Genomic DNA, 19,848 nt, shown 5'->3' with positions numbered 1-19,848 from the left:
ACGTTCTAAAACACGGCCTAGGGCCAGCGTCAGATGAACCGATACCGGGTCGCCGAAGACACTATCGAGCACCTTCACCGGCAGCACCGTGGTGTCCAGCGCCACCACCTGCCCGGGCCGGTGTACCACGACATGCCTGCCGGTCGCGTGCTTCTTCACGTTGGCGGCGGAGCGTGCCGACCTCTGGCGTGCTCCCTGTGAGCCGAACCACTCCCTCCACACCGTCCGCAGCGTGTCATAGCCAGGAATCTCGACCTCAGGACCGAATACCTCCCGCACGTACTGGTGGATCAGACGTTCACGGGCCTTCGCACCGATCTTCGAGCGGTGCAGTGTCTCAGGTCGTACCGCGAAAATGGCCTCTCGCACCTCCGCGGAGATCCGGTGCCCTGTCGCCTCGCGCAACCACCGGTCGTCCGCCAGACCCACGGGGCCGAAACGGCGCCGCTGCAGGTCCCAGCGCACCAATGTGCGGAAACTGACCTGATGCAAGGCCAACGCCTTCGCCCGCTCGAAATCGTCGTCCGCGGCCCGGCGTAGTTCCGCGGCCTTCGCCCGGCGGCGCTGGGTGAGTGTCGTGGAATCTGGGTCGTACTGCGGGCGCGGTTCATGGGACAAAGCGGCCAGTGCATCACCGCTTCGGTAACCGGACTCCACCTCCCGGATATGGTCCAGCCGGCGCATGACATGCTCGCGTTCGCGCGGCTCAAGGTCCTCCATACCCTTCGGTTGGCGACCCCTGCTCGCGGCTGGCAGATCCTTCCGGGTTCGAGAAGACGGACGGCAGTCCGGCCGGTGCATCAGCTCGCTCAGCGATACCTTCCAAGCTGCCCCCTCATCACTGATGAGGGTCACCCGGCCCAGGTGCGGCAGGCACGATTCGATGCGCCACTCCGTGCCGCCGACCATCAGCTCCACCCCGGGTGCCAGATCCCACACCTCCGCCGTTGTCACCACTCCTCCGAGGAGTGCCCCGATGGAGCCAGCCGGATCAGGCACTCATCCCCGAACGGAACCGACAGGTCCACACCCAGATGGCGGTGCCACAGCAGATGCAGCACATGCGCCCTCGCCACTGCCGGCAGAACACATCGGTCCACCAAGTCGCCGTACGGCAAGGGGCCATACTCAAGAGCAGCATGCAGCTGCCTGTGGATCCCGAGAGGATCAGTTAGGGAACGCCGCTCCGCAGACAGCGCGTCTACTGTCTCCAGGACGTGTCGGTGCCACCCTGTCACCACGCCATAGCGCCAGCCGGTAGCCAGTGCGATCTCAGAGGTTGCCGCAAACTTCAGCGCATCTTCGGAACGAATCCGATCAGCGGGCCGCACATCTACGAGGAATGGCCCAGACTCCGTCATCAGCAAGAAGTCCGGGGTGTGGTTCACCTCACGGCCCCCAGCGTAGAAGCGCAGCCTGAACGGCTGCGACAACGCCTCCGCAAGCCCCGCCGCGAAGTCAGAGACCAGCAGCAGGCACTCCTCCTCGTAGCTCTCGAAGCCGTGGTGCCGGTCCGTCGTCACCAGGTACTCCAGGCCGGGCCGGTGATGCTGACCTGTCCGCCACGTGAACCGGCGCACGGGCACACTCCGCAGGATGTCCACGTCAGCCAGGTCGCGTACCGGATTGGACGTCGGCGTCCTGCCGAACTTCCACGTCGTGCTCCAGCGCACAGGCCACTTCTCGCCCAGGTCCAAGTGCTGGGCATAGTCGGCATAGCCGGTGTACAGGCAGGCAAGGTCTTGGAGTCGGCACGCATCGGACCACGCAGCAGCACCGGATTCCGACATCGACGCGTCGGGCGAACTCAACCTGGAATGTTTTGAGTTCATCTATCCGTCGCTTTCGTCTCTGCCTCAATATCGGAATGACAAGGGCGCTTCGACGTTAGGGCGAAGAGTCATATCCGCGTCGGCCACTCTTGCGGGAGTCACACGTATGAGTGATGTCCATGAGCTTCAGTGTGTGAGCAAGGTGCCGTTCTCGGCGTTCCGGTGAACGAGAGCCCTGGACTGGGCCAAGGCGTCGTGCGCCAGTCGCTGACTCTCTGACCGTGTATCTCGCACTCCTGAACTGCCACGAGCGGATCGCGCACGGGGCGTGCTCTGGGCCATCCAGAGGCGTCCACTCACGCTGCCCCCGTCAGCTGTACCAGGGTGCCAACTATTCTTCCTATTCTGTAGGGAGTGGTGCTGATGGTTGTTGGCATAACCGCAGGTCAAGAAGGTTGACTAGTGCCAATTAGGAATCCTGGTCACACCGGCTGTGACGAATGACTTGGCGCGACTATGGGGTGAGGGCGTCCGGGGCAGCGGCTGGACGGCCGATTTGGGTTTTCAGGGCGGCGCAGAGCCAGAAGTGGGCAGCGCCGGCGGTAGGTTCCGCCGGGCCGGACGGCGGGGCGGAGAGTTCGGCGGTGAGTTGCCAGTAGCGGCCGATCACCGGGTCGGCGCTCCGGGCGACCTGGTCGGTGAGGTGGTCGCGGAACGCGGGGGTGTCCCGTGTACCGCGTGAGCGGGCGTAGGCGGAGACGAAGCAGTCGAGTGCCTCCCCTGCGCCCGGTGGCCGCCGGGCCCGCAGGTCTGCCGAGGCCAGCGCATAAGCCTCGCTGAGGCCGTCGTAGAGCACGGTGGGGCGGTATTCCCCGGCGGGCGGGAGAGGCGCCGGTCGGTAGTCGTCGGTGCCGAGGCGGGGGTCGGAGACGAGGGCGTGCAGTCGGGCGAAGGCCAGTACCTGGGCCGGGGTCGGATCCGCGGGGGGCTGCGGAACAGCCGCGTCGAGGACCATGGAGACCAGCCGGGCAGGAAGACGTACGGGTAGCGTGCGGCGCCAGAAGCGCGCCAGGGCGGCAGTGCTGGGCGGGGTGGCGACGGCTCCGATCAGCCGCAGCCGTTCGGCGCGTTCTTCCGCGGTGCAGTCGCGGAGCAGCTGGAGGGCGGCCTCCTGCCAGCGCAGGGAGGTCAGTTGGGATCCGAGCTCCCGCAGCTGCCCCGCGATGACCTCCTCCAGCGCGTCGTCTCGGTCCAGGACCCGGCTCACCGCCAGGTCGAGGGTGCGCAGGGAGCGGATCAGCCGGAGCCGGTCGAGCGACTCGGGCCCGTACCGCCGGTGGCCTCCGGCGCTGCGAGCGGTCTCGGGCAGCAGGCCGCGCTCGGAATAGAAGCGAACGGTCTTGACGGTGACACCCGCGTGCTCGGCGAGCTCTCCGATACTCCACGTGCCGTCAGGGGACACGACTTGAACCTCCCTCAGGGGGAGTTCCTACCGTACCGGTGAGCGCGGGCGGCCCCTGAGGCCGGCCGCGGACCGTGGCATACGAGGAGGCGATCATGACGGCGTTCGTGTTGGTGTCGGGGCCCTTCACCGGGGGCTGGGTGTGGCGGGAAGTGACCGCCCGGCTCAGGGAGTCAGGATCCGAGGTGTACCCGGCGACACTCACCGGCATGGGGAACCGTCGGCATCTCGCCGGGCCGCAGACGGACTTGGAGACACACATCGAGGATCTGGTCCAGCTGATCGACGAGGTCGACGCGCCGGATGTGGTGCTCGTCGGCCACGACTACGGTATCCACCCCGTGCTGGGCGCCGCCGAGCGGCGCCCGGAGCGGATCGCGCGGATTGTCTACCTGGACGCGGGCATGCCGCAGGACGGTGACTCGGCCCTTGCGCTGGTGCCCGACCAGGCAGTCCGCGACCAGCTGTCGCACCGAACCGGGCAGTCGGACGACGACTGGCGGATTCCCCCGCCACCACGGGACGAGTGGCAGCGCTGGGGCAGCACCGCCGGCATCCCCGCGGACGCGTTGGCACGACTGGACCGCCTCGCCGCACCACAGCCGTCGGGCACGCTCACCCAGCCGCTCCGACTTTCCGGTGCGGCCTCCGACCTACCGACGACCGGGGTCCTGTGCACCGCCAACGGGGCGAGCATCGCCATGGTCGAACTCCTGGTGTCATCAGGGCCACCGCAGTACCAGGCGCTCGTCGACCCCCGAGTGGGATTCTTCGAACTGGACACCGGCCACTGGCCCATGCTCTCCGCCCCTGACGAGTTGGCCGAGGTGCTGCTGCGAGCCGCCGGGGGAGAAGGGCACCGGGTGGCCGCGGCCGCCGGCGAGCAACCCGCACATCTGCGGCCATTCCTCATGGAGGTACCGGAGCACCCCTGTGAGCGGGTGGGGCGGGTCGATTTCCATCTGCCGGGCGCCGACGACCCTCGTCCGGCGGTGGTGTTCGTCCATGGCGGCCCGGTCTCCCCCGACCTGCGGCCCACGCCGCGAGACTGGCCTTCCTACGTCGGCTATGCCCAATACGTGGCGAGTCTGGGAATGGTCGGTGTGACGGTGGATCACCGCCTGCACGACCTCGCTGACTATGGGCGGGCCGCCGAGGACGTCGCCGCGGCGGTCGAGCTCGTACGAGCCGATCCGCGCGTCGACGGAGAACGCGTCGCGCTGTGGTACTTCTCCGCCGGCGGGCTGTTGTCGGCGGACCTGCTCGCGGCGCCCCCGCCGTGGTTGCGGTGTGTGGCGCTGACCTATCCCGTGCTCGCGCCGCTTCCGGGCTGGGGGGTTGTGGATTCCCGATTCCGCCCTGCGGCCACGGTGAGGTCGGCGGGGCAACTGCCGATCGTGTTGACCCGGGTGGAGCTGGAACACGCGGCGATCGAGGCGACGGTCGAGGAATTCCTGAGCGCCGCCGAGAACTGCGAAGCCAATGTCGAGGTGATCGACGTGCCGCTCGGCCACCACGGGTTCGAGACGATCGACCACACCGAGCAGGCACGGGACGCCGTGGACCGCGCTGTGCGGTCTGTGCTGGGCCACACACCGTCCGCCCGGCGTTAGCCTGGCCGTACCGGCCCGGCAGAGGCGGGGAGGAGGTGGAGACATGCGTGACGCCGACCCCGGCCTCTTCGGGCCCGAATCGGTCACCTGGCAGATACACAGCGACCCGATCATGTGGGTCGCGGGCGTACGCGCCCTCTACCTCCAGGCACTGCACCCGCGCGCGGTACGCGGCGTTCTCCAGAACAGCGACTTCCGGAAAGACACCTGGGGCCGGCTGATGCGCACCGCCTCCTTCGTCGGGACCATCACGTACGGCACCACGGAAGCAGCCGAACGGGCCGGCGCCCGCGTCCGCAAGATACACAGCATGCTGCGGGCCACCGACCCGGCCACCGGTGAGCGCTACGGCGTCGGTGAGCCGGAGCTGCTGCTGTGGGTGCACTGCGCCGAGGTGGGCTCGTACCTGGAGGTCGCGCGCCGCTCGGGCATCCGGCTCAGCGAGGCCCAGGCCGACCAGTACCTCGACGAACAGCGCGAGGGCGCCCGCCTGGTCGGTCTCGACCCGGCACACGTCCCGGCGTCGACCTCCGGACTCGCCGCCTACTTCGAGAAGGTCCGGCCGGAACTCGTCGCCGGGCCCGAAGCCCGCGAAGTCGACGATTTCCTCCGCAAACCCCCGGTGCATCCGCTGCTCGTACCGGCGCGCGCACTGCTGTGGCGGCGCGCGGCCGCCCTCGCGTACGCCTCACTGCCTCCTTACGCCCATGAGCTGTACGGCCGCCCCGCCCCAGCGCCGGACACGGTGACCCGCAGGCTCGCCCTGACCGGAACGGCCCTGCGCTGCATCCCCTCGCGTGTGCGGTGGCAACTGCCGCCCGGTCACATTCTGAAGGCAATGGCACGACTCGGCCCCGACGCGCGCCCCGCACCGTACAAACTCCGCAGACAGGCGGCCATACTGGACGGGCCGGGGAGGGCGCAGCGGAGTGACGGGGGCGACAGCACGAGATGGCGGACACCAGGCTGATCCAAGGCCGGTACCGGCTGCTCGATCTGATCGGGCGCGGGGGCATGGGCGAGGTGTGGCGTGCCCACGACGAGTCGCTGGGGCGCAAGGTCGCCGTGAAGTGCCTCAAGCCGGTGGGGCCCCAGCACGACCAGTCCTTCACCAGGGTGCTGCGTGAACGCTTCCGCAGGGAGGCGCGCGTCGCGGCCGCTCTGCAGCACCGGGGCGTCACCGTCGTCCATGACTTCGGCGAGCACGACGGCGTCCTCTACCTGGTCATGGAACTGCTCGACGGCCGCAACCTCAGCCAGCTCCTGGAGGACAACAAAGCGCACCCGCTGGACGTCACCGATGTCGTCGACATCGCCGAGCAGGTCGCCTGGGCCCTCTCCTACACGCACGAGCAGGGCATCGTCCACCGGGACCTGAAGCCCGCCAACATCATGCGGCTCACCGACGGCACGGTGAAGATCTGCGACTTCGGCATCGCACGCCTCGGCCACGACATCGGCTTCACCTCCCGGCTCACCGGCACCGGCATAGCCATGGGCACCCCGCACTACATGTCGCCCGAGCAGATCAGCGGCGTCGAGGTCGACCACCGCAGTGACCTCTACTCGCTGGGCTGTGTGCTGTACGAGATCGCGACCGGTGTTCCCCCGTTCGACCTCGACGACGCCTGGGCGGTCCTCGTCGGGCACCGCGACACGCAGCCGGAGCCGCCGCGTACGCACCGCCCGGAGCTTCCCGGGTTCTTCGACCGCATCGTCCTCGACCTGCTCGCGAAAACCCCCGAGGAACGGCCTTCCGACGCCAAGGCCCTGGCGCACCGCCTGACCGCGGCCCGCACGTCGGGGCCCGTCGGCGTACCCGCGCTGCGCCCGCCGGCCGGGCGCCCCGAACAGCCGCCGTCACGCGCCCCGCGCCTGCCCTCCTGGACGCGCGGCATGACCACCGGACACAAGGCGAGCGGTACGTGGTCCCTCCCGCACACCCCGCCCGACCACTCCGCGGGGCTGACGGGGGAGTGGACCACCGGCGTCGACCTACGACGCGCTGCCGCCGTCCCGGCCGCCCTCAAGCCCGAGCGGCCCACACCCCCGCCCGAGGTGCTGGCCGTACTCAACAGCAGGCACAACGCGGGACTCAGTCTCGGCCGCCTCGGCCGCTGGAACGAGGCGGGCGAAGTGCACCGCGCGGTCGCCGCCGAGCGCGAACACGCCCTGGGCCCCGACCACCCCGACACCCTCGCCAGCCGCTACGAGGTCGGCTTCACGCTCAGCAGGACCGGGCGCGCCGCCGACGCCCTGCGCGAGTTCGGCGCCGTGGCGGAGGGGCGTGAGCGCACCATGGGCCCCGACCACCCCGAGACCCTCGCCGCCCGGCAGGAGACGGCGTACGTCCTCGGGCAGCTCGGCCGGCATTTCGAGGCGCACCAGGTGTACGCCGCCGTCCTCGCCTCCCGGGAACGCACCATAGGAGCCGAGCATCCCGACACGCTGCGCTGCCGGCACAATCTGGCGTTCAACCTGAGCAGGCTCGGGCGCCTGGAGGACTCGTACCGTATGGCGCACGAAGTCGCGACGGCCCGCGCCCGGGTGCTCGGCGCGACGCACCCGGACACGCTCGTCACGCGGTACGAAGTCGCGTACGCACTCGGCCAGCTGGGGCGCTGGGCGGAGGCACTCCAGACGTACCGGGAGGTCGCCCAGGCCCGCGCGCAGGCGCTCGGACCCGATCACCCCGATACCCTGGCCGCCCGCTACGAGGTCGGCATCAGCCTGGGCCGGCTGGGCCGCAGTGCGGAGGCCCTGGAGCTCTACCGGGCACTGGTCGACGACCGCACCCGGGTGCAGGGCCCCGCCGATCCCGAGACGCTGCGCGCCAGGCACGGCCTCGGCGTCAACCTCGGCCGCCTCGCCCGCTGGGAGGAGGCACTGGCCGAGGCCCGCGACGTATGCGCGATCCGCGAACGCGTCCTGGGCCCCGACCACCCCGATACGCTCGTCAGCCGCCGGGAAGTCGCCGTCGGCCTCGGCTGGCTGGGCCGCTGGGCCGACGCCCTCACCGTATACCGGCAGGTCGCCGAGGCCCGCGAACGCGTCCTGGGCGCCGACCACCCCGACGCCCTCGCCAGCCGCAACGACGAGGCGCACTGCCTGGAGCAGCTCGGGCGCGGCGCGGAGGCCGTAGAGCTCTACCGGCGGGTGGCCGCTCTGCGCCAGCAGCGCGGCGCGCAGGGCCACTGAGTCCGGGGTAGGCACAGAGGTACGCGACAGACAGGAGTGCGCACGCCATGCCCGTACAGGTACAGGACAGCTATGACGCCGTGATCGTGGGCGGTGGCCACAACGGCCTGGTCGCCGCCGCCTATCTGGCCCGCGCGGGGCGCTCCGTGCTCGTGCTGGAACGCCTGGACCGCACCGGGGGTGCGGCGGTGTCCACCCGTCCGTTCGCCGGTGTCGACGCCCGGCTCTCCCGTTACTCGTACCTGGTGTCACTGCTGCCTCAGCAGATCGTCCGCGATCTCCGGCTGGACTTCGCCGTACGCAAGCGCACCGTCTCGTCGTACACGCCGAGCGGGCGTGGCGGCCTGCTGGTCGGCGGCGGCACGGAAAGGACCCGGGAATCGTTCGCGCGGCTCACGGGCGGTGACACGGAGTTCAAGTCCTGGCAGTCCTTCTACGCCGTCATGCGCCGCGTCGCGGAGCGCGTCTTCCCGACCCTCACGGAGCCGCTGCCCACCCGGGACGCCCTGCGCGCCCGTATCGACGACGAAGCAGCCTGGCGGATGCTCTTCGAGGAGCCACTCGGTGTCGCCATCGAGGAACACTTCGCCGACGATCTCGTACGCGGCGTTGTGCTCACCGACGCCCTTATCGGCACCTTCGCCGACGCCCACGACCCCGCGCTGCACCAGAACCGCTGTTTCCTCTACCACGTGATCGGCGGCGGTACGGGTGACTGGGACGTGCCCGTGGGCGGCATGGGAGCGCTCACCGACGCGCTCTCGAACGCCGCCCTGGCAGCCGGCGCCGAGATCGTCACCGGCCATGAGGCGACCCGTATCGACACCGATGGCAGCCGCGCCGAGGTGACCTTCCGGAGCGACACGGGTGAGGCCACCGTCGCTGCCCGCGACGTTCTCGTGAACGCTTCACCCCACGCTCTCGCGACCCTCCTCGGGGAAGAGCCTTCCGCCTCCGCCTGCGCCGAAGGGGCGCAGCTCAAAGTCAACATGCTGCTGCGCAGACTCCCGCGTCTGCGTGACCGTTCCGTGGAACCGAACGAAGCGTTCGCGGGAACGTTCCATGTCGCGGAAGGGTACGGTCAATTGGCGGCCGCGTACGGGGAAGCGGCGTCCGGGCGGCTGCCGAGCGCGCCGCCGTCCGAAATCTACTGCCACTCCCTGACCGACCCGTCGATTCTCGGCCCGGATCTCGCCGCACAGGGTTACCAGACACTGACACTCTTCGGTCTGCACACTCCGGCACGCCTCTTCGCCCACGACAACGAAGCGGCCCGCGCCGAACTCCTCGCGGCCACTCTCGCCCAGCTCGACACGTACCTCGAAGAGCCGATCACCGACTGCCTCGCGCTCGACGAGAACGGCCGCCCCTGCATCGAGGCGAAGACCCCGCTCGACCTCGAAAGCGAACTACGGCTGCCGGGCGGGAACATCTTCCACCGCGCACTGTCGTTCCCGTACGCCGACGAGTCCGCCGCAACGGGGCGGTGGGGCGTCGAGACAGCGCACGCGAACGTCCTGCTGTGCGGCGCGGGCGCCGTCCGCGGCGGGGGAGTCAGCGGCATCCCCGGCCACAACGCGGCGATGGCGGTACTCGGGCGCTGAAAGCCCCTTGAGCGCCCTTCACCGTCAGTCCTCGGACGCTGTCCAGCCCGTCGCCTCGATGCGGGTGGCGTCCGCGGGCCTGGCCTCGTCGAAGAGCGTGCGTCGGCCGTCGTCGACCCGCAGCCCGTCGACGTACGCGCCTCGCCCGACGTACAGCGTGTCGGTCCGGTACCGCCAGCGCAGACGCACCTCCTGGCCGCTCCAGGCCGCGAGGTCCGCGTTCAGCCGGTGCCAGAGGCGCTGCGACCAGCCGGTGACCGCGCCCGCCGGGTGGGACTGCGGCTCATGCCCCTTGCGTACGGTCGTGAACGGCACGGCCTGCCACGTTGTCCCGCCGTCCGCCGAGGCTTCGAGGAAGAGGCGGTCGGAGCCGGGCTCGGTGTCCCACCACAGCGAGCAGCGCAGCCGGGGGCGGTCCGACACGGGGGTGACGGCGGGCAGCGTGAGCGTGGCCGTGGTGGCCGATGCCATTCCGGAGAACCAGGCGGTACGTCCGTGGACCGGGCGTACCGCGACCGCGCGGGCCATGTTGTTTGCGGCGGCCACGCGCGGGGCGCTTCCGGAGCGCCAGGTGCGCACCGGGTGGACCGAGTTGCCGAGGACGACGAGGAAGGAGTCGGTCGACGGGTCGAGGACCAGGCTGGTGCCGGTGAAGCCGGTGTGGCCCGCGGTCTTCGGGGTGGCCATCGCGCCCATGTACCAGTGCTGGTAGAGCTCGAAGCCCAGGCCGTGCTCGTCGCCGGGGAAGGCGGTGTTGAAGTCGGTGAACATCAGCTCCACCGACTCGGGGCGCAGGATGCGCGCCCGTCCGTACGCGCCGCCGTTGAGCAGCGTACGGCCGAGGACCGCGAGGTCCCAGGCGGTGGAGAAGACGCCAGCGTGGCCGGCGACGCCGCCAAAACTGTACGCGTTCTCGTCGTGCACCTCACCCCACACCAGACCGCGGTCGAGACCGGACCAGGGCAGTCTGGCGTCCTCGGTGGCGGCGGTCTTCGGTTTCCAGGAGGCGGGCGGGTTGAAGCGAGTGCGGTGCAATCCGAGTGGAGCAGTGATCTCGTCGTGGAGCAGGACATCCAGAGTGCGACCGGTGATCTCTTCGAGGACGAGCTGGAGCGAGATCAGGTTGAGGTCCGAGTAGAGGTACTTGGTGCCGGGCTTACTGGCCGGCGCCTCGTTCCACAGGAGCCGCAGTTTTCCCTCCCGCGTCGGCTCCTTGTAGAGCGGAATCCAGGCGCGGAAACCGGAGGTGTGCGTGAGCAGCTGGCGCACCGTCATGTCCTGCTTGCCCGCGCCCCCGAACTCCGGAAGGTACGAGGCGACCTTCTCCTCCAGTTCCAGCGTGCCGCGCTCGATCTGCTGCACGGCGAGCATGGACGTGAAGAGCTTCGAGACAGACGCCAGGTCGAAGACCGTGTCCTCGGCCATCGCGATCCGCTGGTCCGCCGGGAACCCCACCGCCGTGTCGGTCTTCTCGTCGTACGCCGAATAGCGCACCGCCGAACCGATGGCCTGATGCAGCGCTACCGTGTCGCCCCGCCCGGCGAGCAGGACCGCACCCGCGTACCAGGGGTGCTTGGGGGAGGGGCCGAGGTAACGCTCCGCGTCGGTGACGAGCTGCTTGAGGTGCCCCGGGAGCAGTCCGGCGCGTTCGGGTGAACCGCGCCGCAGCGTCGGCCGTCCGGCGTCAGCGTCCTTGGCGTGGTCTGCCGCGCCCGCCGGGCCCGCCGCCAACGGCGCGAGCACCAGGGCGCCGCTCAGCGCCATGATGCCGCCACCCAGCCTGCGCCGGCTGATTCCTCCGTCGGTCACGAGCCACCCCTTGTGAAAGTAACTTCCGCCAAACGTTCAGCAAATGAAACTTTCTTGCAGGCGGAGAGTGCTGTCAACCGGTCAGCCGCCGCGAAGGGCGGGAGGAATCTGACGCTGTATCAGAAAATCTCTTCCCTCGTCCGGCCCGCTGCGGCATCCTGCCGCTCATGGAGACGGAGCTGAGCAAGAAACTGGGTGTCGAGCACGCCATCTTCGGCTTCACCCCCTTCCCGGCGGTGGCCGCCGCCATTACCCGGGCGGGCGGATTCGGTGTGCTCGGCGCGGTCCGCTACACCGCGCCGGACGAACTCGCGCGCGACCTCGACTGGATGGCGGAACACACCGACGGGAAGCCGTACGGCCTCGACGTCGTCATGCCCGCGAAAAAGGTGGAAGGAGTGACCGAGGCCGATGTGGAGGCGATGATCCCCGAAGGGCACCGCCGGTTCGTCGAGGAGACCCTCGCCAAACACGGTGTGCCAGGGCTCGCCCCGGGCGAGGCCTCGGGCTGGCGTATCACCGGCTGGATGGAGGAGGTCGCCCGCAACCAGCTCGACGTCGCCTTCGACTACCCCATCAAGCTGCTCGCCAACGCCCTCGGTTCCCCGCCCGCCGACGTCATCGCCCGCGCCCACGACCACAACGTCCTCGTCGCCGCACTCGCAGGCAGCGCCAAGCACGCCAGGCGCCACGCCGAAGCGGGCATCGACATCGTCGTCGCGCAGGGGTACGAAGCGGGTGGCCATACGGGCGAGATCGCCTCAATGGTCCTCGTCCCCGAAGTGGTCGACGCCGTCCACCCCCTGCCCGTACTCGCGGCCGGAGGTATCGGAAGCGGCGAACAGATAGCCGCCGGCCTCGCGCTCGGCGCCCAGGGCGCCTGGCTCGGGTCGCTCTGGCTCACCACCGAGGAGGCCGACCTCCACTCGCGCGCCCTCACTGCCAAACTCCTCGCAGCGGGCTCCGGCGACACTGTCCGCTCCCGCGCCCTGACCGGGAAGCCCGCCCGCCAGCTGCGCACCGAATGGACCGACGCCTGGGACGACCCGAACGGACCGGGGACGCTCCCCATGCCGCTCCAGGGACTCCTCGTCGCCGAGGCTGTTTCCCGTATTCAGAAGTACGAAGTCGGCCCGCTCCTCGGCACACCTGTCGGCCAGATCGTCGGCCGTATGACATCCGAACGCAGCGTCCAGGCCGTCGTCGACGACCTCACCCGCGGTTTCGAACGCGCCGTGGACCGCATCAACCGCATCGCCGGAAGGAGCAGCCGGTCATGAGCGTGACTCAGCCGCCCAACGGCTTCTGGGCCCAGGCGACCGCCGATCCCGGGCGTACGGTCCTCACCGCCCCCGACGGCGAGGAATGGACCGCCGGACGGCTGCACGCCGCCGTCAACCAACTCGTCCACGGACTGCGCGCCGCCGGCATGCGGCAGGGCGACGCCTTCGCTGTCGTCCTGCCCAACGGTGTCGAGTTCTTCACCGCCTATCTGGCAGCTTCCCAAGCCGGCTTCTACCTGGTCCCCGTCAATCACCACCTCGTCGGTCCGGAGATCGCCTGGATCGTCGCCGACTCCGGTGCGAAGGTCCTCATCGCGCACGAACGCTTCGCGGGAGCGGCCACCGCCGCCGCCGACGAAGCGAAGCTTCCCGTGAACGGCCGCTACGCCGTCGGCGACGTGCCCGGGTTCCGCCCGTACGCCGAACTCCTAGTAGGACAGCCTTCGTACGAGCCCGCCGACCGCACTCTCGGCTGGGTCATGAACTACACCTCGGGCACCACGGGACGCCCGCGCGGCATCCGCCGCCCGCTCTCCGGCAAGCTCCCCGAGGAGTCCTACCTCGGCGGCTTCCTCGCCATCTTCGGCATCCGCCCCTTCGACGACAACGTCCACCTCGTCTGCTCGCCGCTCTACCACACCGCCGTACTCCAGTTCGCGGGCGCGGCCCTGCACATCGGCCACCCCCTCGTCCTCATGGACAAGTGGACGCCCGAGGAAATGCTGCGCCTCATCGACCGGTACGCGTGCACGCACACCCACATGGTCCCGACCCAGTTCCACCGGCTGCTCGCCCTGCCCGAGGACGTACGCGCGTCGTACGACGTCTCCTCGATGCGTCACGCCATCCACGGCGCGGCGCCCTGCCCCCACCACGTCAAGCGGGCAATGATCGACTGGTGGGGCCACTGCGTGGAGGAGTACTACGCGGCCAGCGAGGGCGGCGGCGCCTTCGCCACCGCGCAGGACTGGCTGAAAAAGCCCGGGACCGTCGGCAAAGCCTGGCCCATCAGCGAGCTGGCAGTCTTCGACGACGAAGGAAACCGTCTGCCGCCCGGTGAACTGGGCACCGTCTACATGAAGATGAGCACCGGCGGCTTCAGCTACCACAAGGACGAGGGCAAGACGAAGAAGAACCGCATCGGCGACTTCTTCACCGTCGGAGACCTCGGGATACTCGACGAGGACGGCTATCTCTTCCTCCGCGACCGCAAGATCGACATGATCATCTCGGGCGGCGTCAACATCTACCCCGCCGAGATCGAGGCGGCCCTTCTGAGCCACCCCGCCGTCGCGGACGCCGCCGCCTTCGGCATCCCGCACGCGGACTGGGGCGAGGAGGTCAAGGCTGTCGTCGAACCCGCCGACGGGCACGCGGCCGACGACGCGCTGGCCGCCGGTATCCTCGCGCACTGCGAGCAGCAGCTGGCCGCATTCAAACGGCCCAGGACCGTCGACTTCATCGAGACCATGCCCCGCGACCCCAACGGCAAGCTCTACAAGCGCCGCTTGCGCGAGCCGTACTGGGAGGGCCACGAGCGGGCCGTCTGAGCTCCCGCCGACCGCCGCCGCAAGATCGCGAGCGCCCCACGCGCCGAAGGGCCCCCACCGCACCGGTGAGGGCCCCTCACCGGTGCGGTGGGGGCCCCTCGCCGTGCCACGTCGTGCCGTCAGCGCTCTCGCACTCGCTCCACCCGCAGCTCCGGTGACCTGAGGATGTCCTTCTCGCAGAACCGGGACGTCACCCAGCGCTCGCCCGAGTACAGCTCGGTCTGATCGCTGTAGTACGGCGACGCCGGGTTCGACGACTGCGCGTAGGTAAGCAGCGTGCGCGCCACCGGACAGCGGCCGCCGTCCCAGCCCACCGCCTGGATGTGGCTGGATCCGGTCGTCACGTCCGTGTAGCCGCCGCCCGCCGCGTTCCACACGGGCTCGATCTTGTTCCAGATGCCGAGCGCCTCCGTGCCGCCGTGGAGTGGGACGCGCTTCCCGTTCCGTACGACGAACTGGTGCTTGCCCAGCGGCGCGTCGAGCGCGATGCCCGCCGCCTTCAGCTCCGCCACAGCGCCGGTGAGGGCGGTCTCGAAGCCGGGTGCGGCCGTGTTGAGGGTGTTCGGCGTACGCACCGGATCAGCCGCGGAGAACGGCACTTTCCACAGCTCCGTCGGCGGCACGGACCCCACCAGCTTCCGCCAGAACCGGTCGAAGAGCAGCGCACCCCTGCTGTCCGTGTTCACCGTCCTGTCCCACCGCCCCAGCACCTCGCACGCGTCCTTCAGATCCGGGCGGTCCGCCGCGAGCGCCGTGCATCCCTTCGCAGCATCGGCCGCCGCCAGGTCACCCGCGGGCGCCCGGTTCGCGAACTGCTGCCGCTGCAGATCGCCGACCGTCAGCCGGCCCTTCTCCGCCATGGCCGAGACGTCCTCGACCGCGCCGCGCGTACGCATGGAGCGGGGAGTCGCGACGGTGCCGAAGATCCGCTCGTAACCGGTCAGCGGACGGTCCGCATTGGTCAGCCAGGCGCTGTCGTTGGAATTCTCGGCGTACGGCGCGTCCTTGAGCGTCGGCATCTTCGACGGGCCGAAGATCCCCGGCTGCACCGCGTCCTTGTCCGAGCCGAGCGCGCAGTCCGTGCGCGACCCGTCCAGTACGGCGACCCCTGAAGCCGGGTACGTCACCTTCCCGAGCGGCGTCGAGCAGCGCTGTGCCAGCTCGTCGGTGATCCTCGGCAGGACCTGCGACTGGCTGAAGAACGAGTGCCCGGCGGAATCCGCCGCGACGGTGTTCACCCAGGGCAGCCCCTGGACGCGGCGCAGGGTCTCCTGGATGTCGCGCGTGGAGCGGGACTTTGCAAAACCGAGTGCGGTGTCGGAGCCCCGCAGGTTGGCGGCGTTCGGGTCATTGAGGGCATACGCCGTCGTCGCCGACCAGGGCAGTGGCAAGGAGGGGCCGAGCCCGGTGACGACCGGCCCGTAACGGGTCCACCACTGGGTCCGCGTGACCGGGGCCCCGCCCTTGACCGGCACGGACACCGTCCGCTTCGTCATACGCTCCGGCTTGCCGTCCACGAGATACGCCGTGGGGTCGGCCGGATCCAGTGTCAGCTGGTGGAGGTTGAGCGTGACGCCCGTCGCGACCGTGTGACTCCAGGCCACCTTGTCGTTGAAGCCGATGTTGACCACGGTGGTGCCGAGCAACGAGCTGCCGGAGACGTTCAGTTCACCCGGGATGGTCTGCTGCGACTGCCAGAAGCGCCGCCCGCCCTTCCAGGGATAGTGCGGATTGCCCAGCAGCAGTCCGCGCCCGTTGGCGGTGGTCTTCCCGCTGAACGCCACGGCGTTGGACCCCATGTCTGCGTTGTTCGCGTGCTCCGACGCGAACATCTCGCGCGCCGCACCGGCCGCCCGCTCCGGATCGACCGCGCCGACGGGCGCGGCGCCCGGCGGTGCGGCGGCGGTGATGCCGTCGATGCCGCGCCCCTGGCCGCCCAGGACGGAGACCGCGAACCCGCGCCTGGCGACGTCCAACGGCGTCACCGGGCGTACCCAGTCGGCGTCCTTGCAGGCAGGGTCGGAGATGCGGTTCTGCTTGAGCCACGCGTTGTACCCGGCGGCCCAGCCGCGCATCGACTCCTTGATCTGCCGGCTGGGACCGGCGGGGGCGGGCGTGGCGAGCAGCTTCTCGACCGTGCCGGCGTCCCGGACCCCGGCGAAGTACAGGTCGCTGGAAAGGTTCTTGGTGGCCGATGACAGCGAGCCGTCGGGCGCGGCGTCCGGGCCGAAGTGGCGCGATCGCTCGCCGCGCACGGTCACGAAGCCGTCGGCCAGCGTGCACACCTGGTCGGCGGCCTGGGCCCAGCCGGTGCCGAAGCCGAGGTTCGCGTAGTCCTTGGCCACGATGTGCGGAATGCCGTGTTCCGTGTAGCGGATGTGGGCGGAGAGTCTGCCGGACGAGGGATGCCGGTCACGGGAACCGGCATCGCTGGCTCCGGCGGTGGCGGGCGGCAGCCCGGCCGCGGCCGTGACGAGGGCTATTGAGGTGAGTGCGAGCTGTCTCAGGCGGGTGCGGAGGTGCAACGTGCCTCCCAAAGGGACTGCGGTGCAAGGCGGTTGGCGGTGTGGGCAGAGTGGTTGGAAGAGTGATTGGTCCATGCACGCAGCAGGGCGCGCTCATGTCAACATCCCGTTCGGTATCCAGCCGCATCCCGTCACTGCCCAGGGCCGTCCAGGCCCGTTCGGCCCCTTGACCCCGGTCAACACCGCGACCCAGGATCGCGCCATGACGACAGACGTACGCAGCAGCACAGTCGACGGGATCGTGCGCCGCAGCGCCCGCCGGACCCCGGAGCGCACCGCACTCCGGTACTCCGGCCGCACCTGGACGTACGCCGGCCTGGACGCGGCGGTTTCCACCGCGGCGGCGTGGCTGAGCGCCCACGGCCTGCGCCCCGGCGACCGGGTCGCGTCGTACGGCCACAACTCCGACGCGTACCTGATCGGCTTCCTCGCCTGCGCCCGGGCCGGCTTCGTCCACGTCCCGGTGAACCAGAACCTCACCGGCGAGGACCTGGCGTACATCCTCGGCCAGTCGGGCAGTGCACTCGTCCTCACCGACCCGGACCTGACCGGCCGCGTCCCGGAGGGCTTTCCCGTACGCCTCCTTCGCGACGGCGACGGCGACGACTCACTGCTGAGCGCGCTCGACACCCCGCGGCCCTTCGAGCCCGCACGGGCCCCGCAGTCGGACGACCTCGTCCAGCTGCTCTACACATCAGGCACCACCGCCCTGCCCAAGGGCGCCATGATGACCCACCGGGCGCTCGTGCACGAGTACGTCAGTGCCATCGCCGCCCTGGACTTGAAGGCGGGCGACCGGCCCGTGCACTCCCTGCCGCTTTACCACTCCGCGCAGATGCACGTGTTCCTGCTGCCGTACCTTGCCGTCGGCGCAGAGAACACCATCCTCGACGCGCCTGATGCGGCACAGATCTTCGACCTGGTGGAAGCGGGACGGGCCGACAGTCTCTTCGCGCCCCCGACCGTCTGGATCGGCCTCTCCAACCACCCGGAATTCCCCACCCGCGACCTCGGGGCGCTGCGCAAGGCGTACTACGGGGCGTCGATCATGCCCGTACCCGTGCTGGAAAGGCTTCGTACGCGCCTGCCGGGGCTCGCCTTCTACAACTGCTTCGGGCAGAGCGAGATCGGCCCGCTCGCCACCGTCCTCGGACCCGACGAGCACGAAGGGCGGATGGACTCGTGCGGGCGGCCCGTCCTCTTCGTCGAGGCGATGGTCGTCGACGAGAGCGGCAAGGAGGTCCCGGACGGGACGGCGGGCGAAGTGGTCTACCGCTCACCGCAGTTGTGCGAGGGGTACTGGGACAAGCCGGAGGAGAGTGCCGAGGCCTTCCGCGACGGCTGGTTCCACTCCGGCGACCTGGCCGTACGGGACGCGGAGGGGTATTTCACCGTCGTCGACCGAGTGAAGGACGTCATCAACTCCGGTGGCGTGCTGGTCGCCTCCCGGCAGGTCGAAGACGCGCTCTACACTCACCCCGGCGTCGCGGAGGCCGCGGTCGTAGGGCTTCCCGACGAGCGCTGGATCGAGGCCGTCACCGCCGTCGTCGTGCCGCGCGGCGAGGTGACCGAGGCCGAACTCCTCGCGTACGCGCGGGAGAAGCTCGCCCACTTCAAGGCCCCGAAACGGGTGCTGTTCGTGGACGAGCTGCCGCGCAACGCCAGCGGGAAGATCCTCAAGCGCGAGTTGCGGGACCGCTTCGGTTCGTTCACCTCGTCCGCAGATCCTCGATCCGCTTGAGTTTGCCCACCGACCGTTCCAGCGTCTCGGGGTCGACGACCTCGACCCCGACCGAGACGCCGATGCCGTCCTTCACGGCGGTCGCGATGGACGCCTCGGCTGCTGCCCGCTGATCCCCGGTGGCCCCCGCCCGCGCCTCCGCCCGTACGGTCAGCCGGTCCATCCGGCCCTCGCGGGTCAGCCGCAGCTGGAAGTGCGGGGCGACACCGGGCGTACGCAGCACGATCTCCTCGATCTGGGTGGGAAAGAGGTTCACGCCGCGCAGGATGACCATGTCGTCGCTGCGGCCGGTGACCTTCTCCATCCGCCGGAAGCCGGGACGCGCCGTTCCCGGGAGCAGCCGTGTGAGGTCGCGGGTGCGGTAACGGATGACCGGCATGGCCTCCTTGGTGAGCGAGGTGAAGACCAGCTCGCCCTGTTCGCCGTCCGGCAGCACCTCACCCGTGACGGGATCGACGACCTCCGGAAAAAAGTGGTCCTCCCAAATGTGCAAACCGTCCTTGGTCTCCACGCACTCCTGGGCCACTCCCGGGCCGATGACCTCCGACAGCCCGTATATGTCGACGGCGTCGATCGCGAACCGCTCCTCGATCTCGCGCCGCATCTCCTCGGTCCACGGCTCGGCGCCGAAGATGCCAACTTTGATGGATGTCGTACGAGGATCGACGCCCTGGCGCTCGAACTCGTCGAGCAGCGTCAGCATGTAGGAGGGCGTCACCATGATGACCTCGGGCCTGAAGTCCTGGATCAGCTGCACCTGACGCGCGGTCATGCCGCCGGACGCCGGGATGACGGTGCAGCCGAGGCGCTCGGCCCCGTAGTGCGCGCCGAGGCCGCCGGTGAACAGGCCGTATCCGTACGCCACATGCACCTTGTGGCCGGGGCGGCCGCCCGCCGCGCGGATCGAGCGGGCGACCATGTCGGCCCACATGTCCAGGTCGCGTTCGGTGTAGCCGACGACCGTCGGGCGGCCCGTCGTACCGCTCGATGCGTGGATGCGCCGGATGTCGGACTCGGGAACGGCGAACATGCCGAAGGGGTAGTTGTCGCGCAGATCGGTCTTGACGGTGAAGGGGAAGCGGGCGAGGTCGGCGAGCGACCGGCAGTCGTCGGGACGCAGGCATGCCTTGTCGAACGACTGCCGGTAGAACGGGACGTTCTCGTACGCGTGCCGCAGAGTCGCCCGCAGCCGTTCCAGTTGCAGCGCGCCGAGCTCCTCGCGGCCGAGCTCCTCCGCCGCGTCCAGCAGAACCGTCATAAGTGACTCTCCATGACTCTCCCGCACCGACCG

Annotated in this window: 12 protein-coding genes and 1 pseudogene; 7 read left to right on the top strand and 6 right to left on the bottom strand. The window is 69.8% G+C overall.

The annotated features are described in order from the left end of the window. From J7E89_RS12525 to J7E89_RS12515, 3 genes and pseudogenes are all read right to left on the bottom strand, one after another. Nucleotides 1-954: pseudogene (locus J7E89_RS12525) on the bottom strand (transposase); the annotation flags it as partial. Further along, on the bottom strand, nt 951-1,811 hold the full coding sequence (locus J7E89_RS12520; protein ID WP_214972756.1) for a TnsA-like heteromeric transposase endonuclease subunit: 861 nt from the start codon (nt 1,809-1,811) through the stop codon (nt 951-953). The pseudogene J7E89_RS12525 and the gene J7E89_RS12520, both read right to left, overlap by 4 nt. Nucleotides 1,812-2,286: 475 nt before the next feature. Next, nucleotides 2,287-3,234, bottom strand: a complete 948-nt coding sequence (locus J7E89_RS12515; RefSeq protein WP_214972755.1) for a MerR family transcriptional regulator — start codon at nt 3,232-3,234, stop codon at nt 2,287-2,289. Nucleotides 3,235-3,329: 95 nt separating this feature from the next. Between J7E89_RS12515 and J7E89_RS12510 the strand changes: the two genes are divergently transcribed. From J7E89_RS12510 to J7E89_RS12495, 4 genes are read left to right on the top strand one after another with little or no spacing between them, the layout of a single operon-like run. Continuing rightward, nucleotides 3,330-4,847 (top strand): alpha/beta hydrolase, encoded by a 1,518-nt coding sequence (locus J7E89_RS12510; protein WP_214972754.1) that lies wholly within the window; start codon nt 3,330-3,332, stop codon nt 4,845-4,847. Nucleotides 4,848-4,890: 43 nt separating this feature from the next. Then, a complete protein-coding gene (locus J7E89_RS12505) occupies nt 4,891-5,817 on the top strand; it encodes an oxygenase MpaB family protein (protein ID WP_214972753.1) in 927 nt (308 codons plus the stop codon). Next, nucleotides 5,799-8,045, top strand: coding sequence for a serine/threonine-protein kinase (locus J7E89_RS12500; protein WP_214972752.1), 2,247 nt, complete (start codon nt 5,799-5,801; stop codon nt 8,043-8,045). Before J7E89_RS12505 ends, J7E89_RS12500 begins: the two co-directional genes overlap by 19 nt. Before the next feature lie 47 nt (nt 8,046-8,092). Beyond that, complete coding sequence (locus J7E89_RS12495) at nt 8,093-9,649, top strand: NAD(P)/FAD-dependent oxidoreductase (protein ID WP_214972751.1); 1,557 nt, start codon at nt 8,093-8,095, stop codon at nt 9,647-9,649. Between the two features lie 24 nt (nt 9,650-9,673). Here J7E89_RS12495 and J7E89_RS12490 read toward each other — a convergent pair whose 3' ends face one another. Beyond that, complete coding sequence (locus J7E89_RS12490; protein ID WP_214972786.1) at nt 9,674-11,413, bottom strand: serine hydrolase; 1,740 nt, start codon at nt 11,411-11,413, stop codon at nt 9,674-9,676. Between the two features lie 212 nt (nt 11,414-11,625). Here J7E89_RS12490 and J7E89_RS12485 point away from each other — a divergent pair, with 212 nt between their 5' ends. Together J7E89_RS12485 and J7E89_RS12480 are read left to right on the top strand one after the other, a co-directional pair. Continuing rightward, nucleotides 11,626-12,738 carry a nitronate monooxygenase family protein gene (locus tag J7E89_RS12485; protein ID WP_214972746.1) on the top strand — a complete coding sequence of 371 codons (1,113 nt, stop codon included), beginning with the start codon at nt 11,626-11,628 and terminating at the stop codon, nt 12,736-12,738. Beyond that, entirely contained in the window at nt 12,735-14,291 is a 1,557-nt protein-coding gene (locus tag J7E89_RS12480; protein WP_214972744.1) for an acyl-CoA synthetase, read from the top strand. The genes J7E89_RS12485 and J7E89_RS12480 overlap by 4 nt, the downstream gene beginning before the upstream one ends. A 119-nt stretch (nt 14,292-14,410) precedes the next feature. On the opposite strand, the gene J7E89_RS12475 is transcribed toward J7E89_RS12480, so the two are convergent. Beyond that, nucleotides 14,411-16,816 (bottom strand): penicillin acylase family protein, encoded by a 2,406-nt coding sequence (locus J7E89_RS12475; RefSeq protein ID WP_214972742.1) that lies wholly within the window; start codon nt 16,814-16,816, stop codon nt 14,411-14,413. A 202-nt stretch (nt 16,817-17,018) separates the two neighbouring features. On the opposite strand from J7E89_RS12475, the gene J7E89_RS12470 reads away from it, so the two are divergent. Next, nucleotides 17,019-18,557, top strand: coding sequence for an acyl-CoA synthetase (locus tag J7E89_RS12470; protein WP_214972732.1), 1,539 nt, complete (start codon nt 17,019-17,021; stop codon nt 18,555-18,557). Here the strand turns inward: J7E89_RS12470 and paaK are convergent. After that, complete coding sequence (gene paaK / locus J7E89_RS12465) at nt 18,526-19,815, bottom strand: phenylacetate--CoA ligase PaaK (RefSeq protein WP_214972730.1); 1,290 nt, start codon at nt 19,813-19,815, stop codon at nt 18,526-18,528. The genes J7E89_RS12470 and paaK overlap by 32 nt on opposite strands. Nucleotides 19,816-19,848 lie beyond the last annotated feature (33 nt).

This window comes from Streptomyces sp. ISL-100 (assembly GCF_018614615.1).
Classification (GTDB): domain Bacteria; phylum Actinomycetota; class Actinomycetes; order Streptomycetales; family Streptomycetaceae; genus Streptomyces.
Note: the sequence above shows the minus strand (reverse complement) of the source record. Positions and strands in the feature narration are given on the sequence as shown.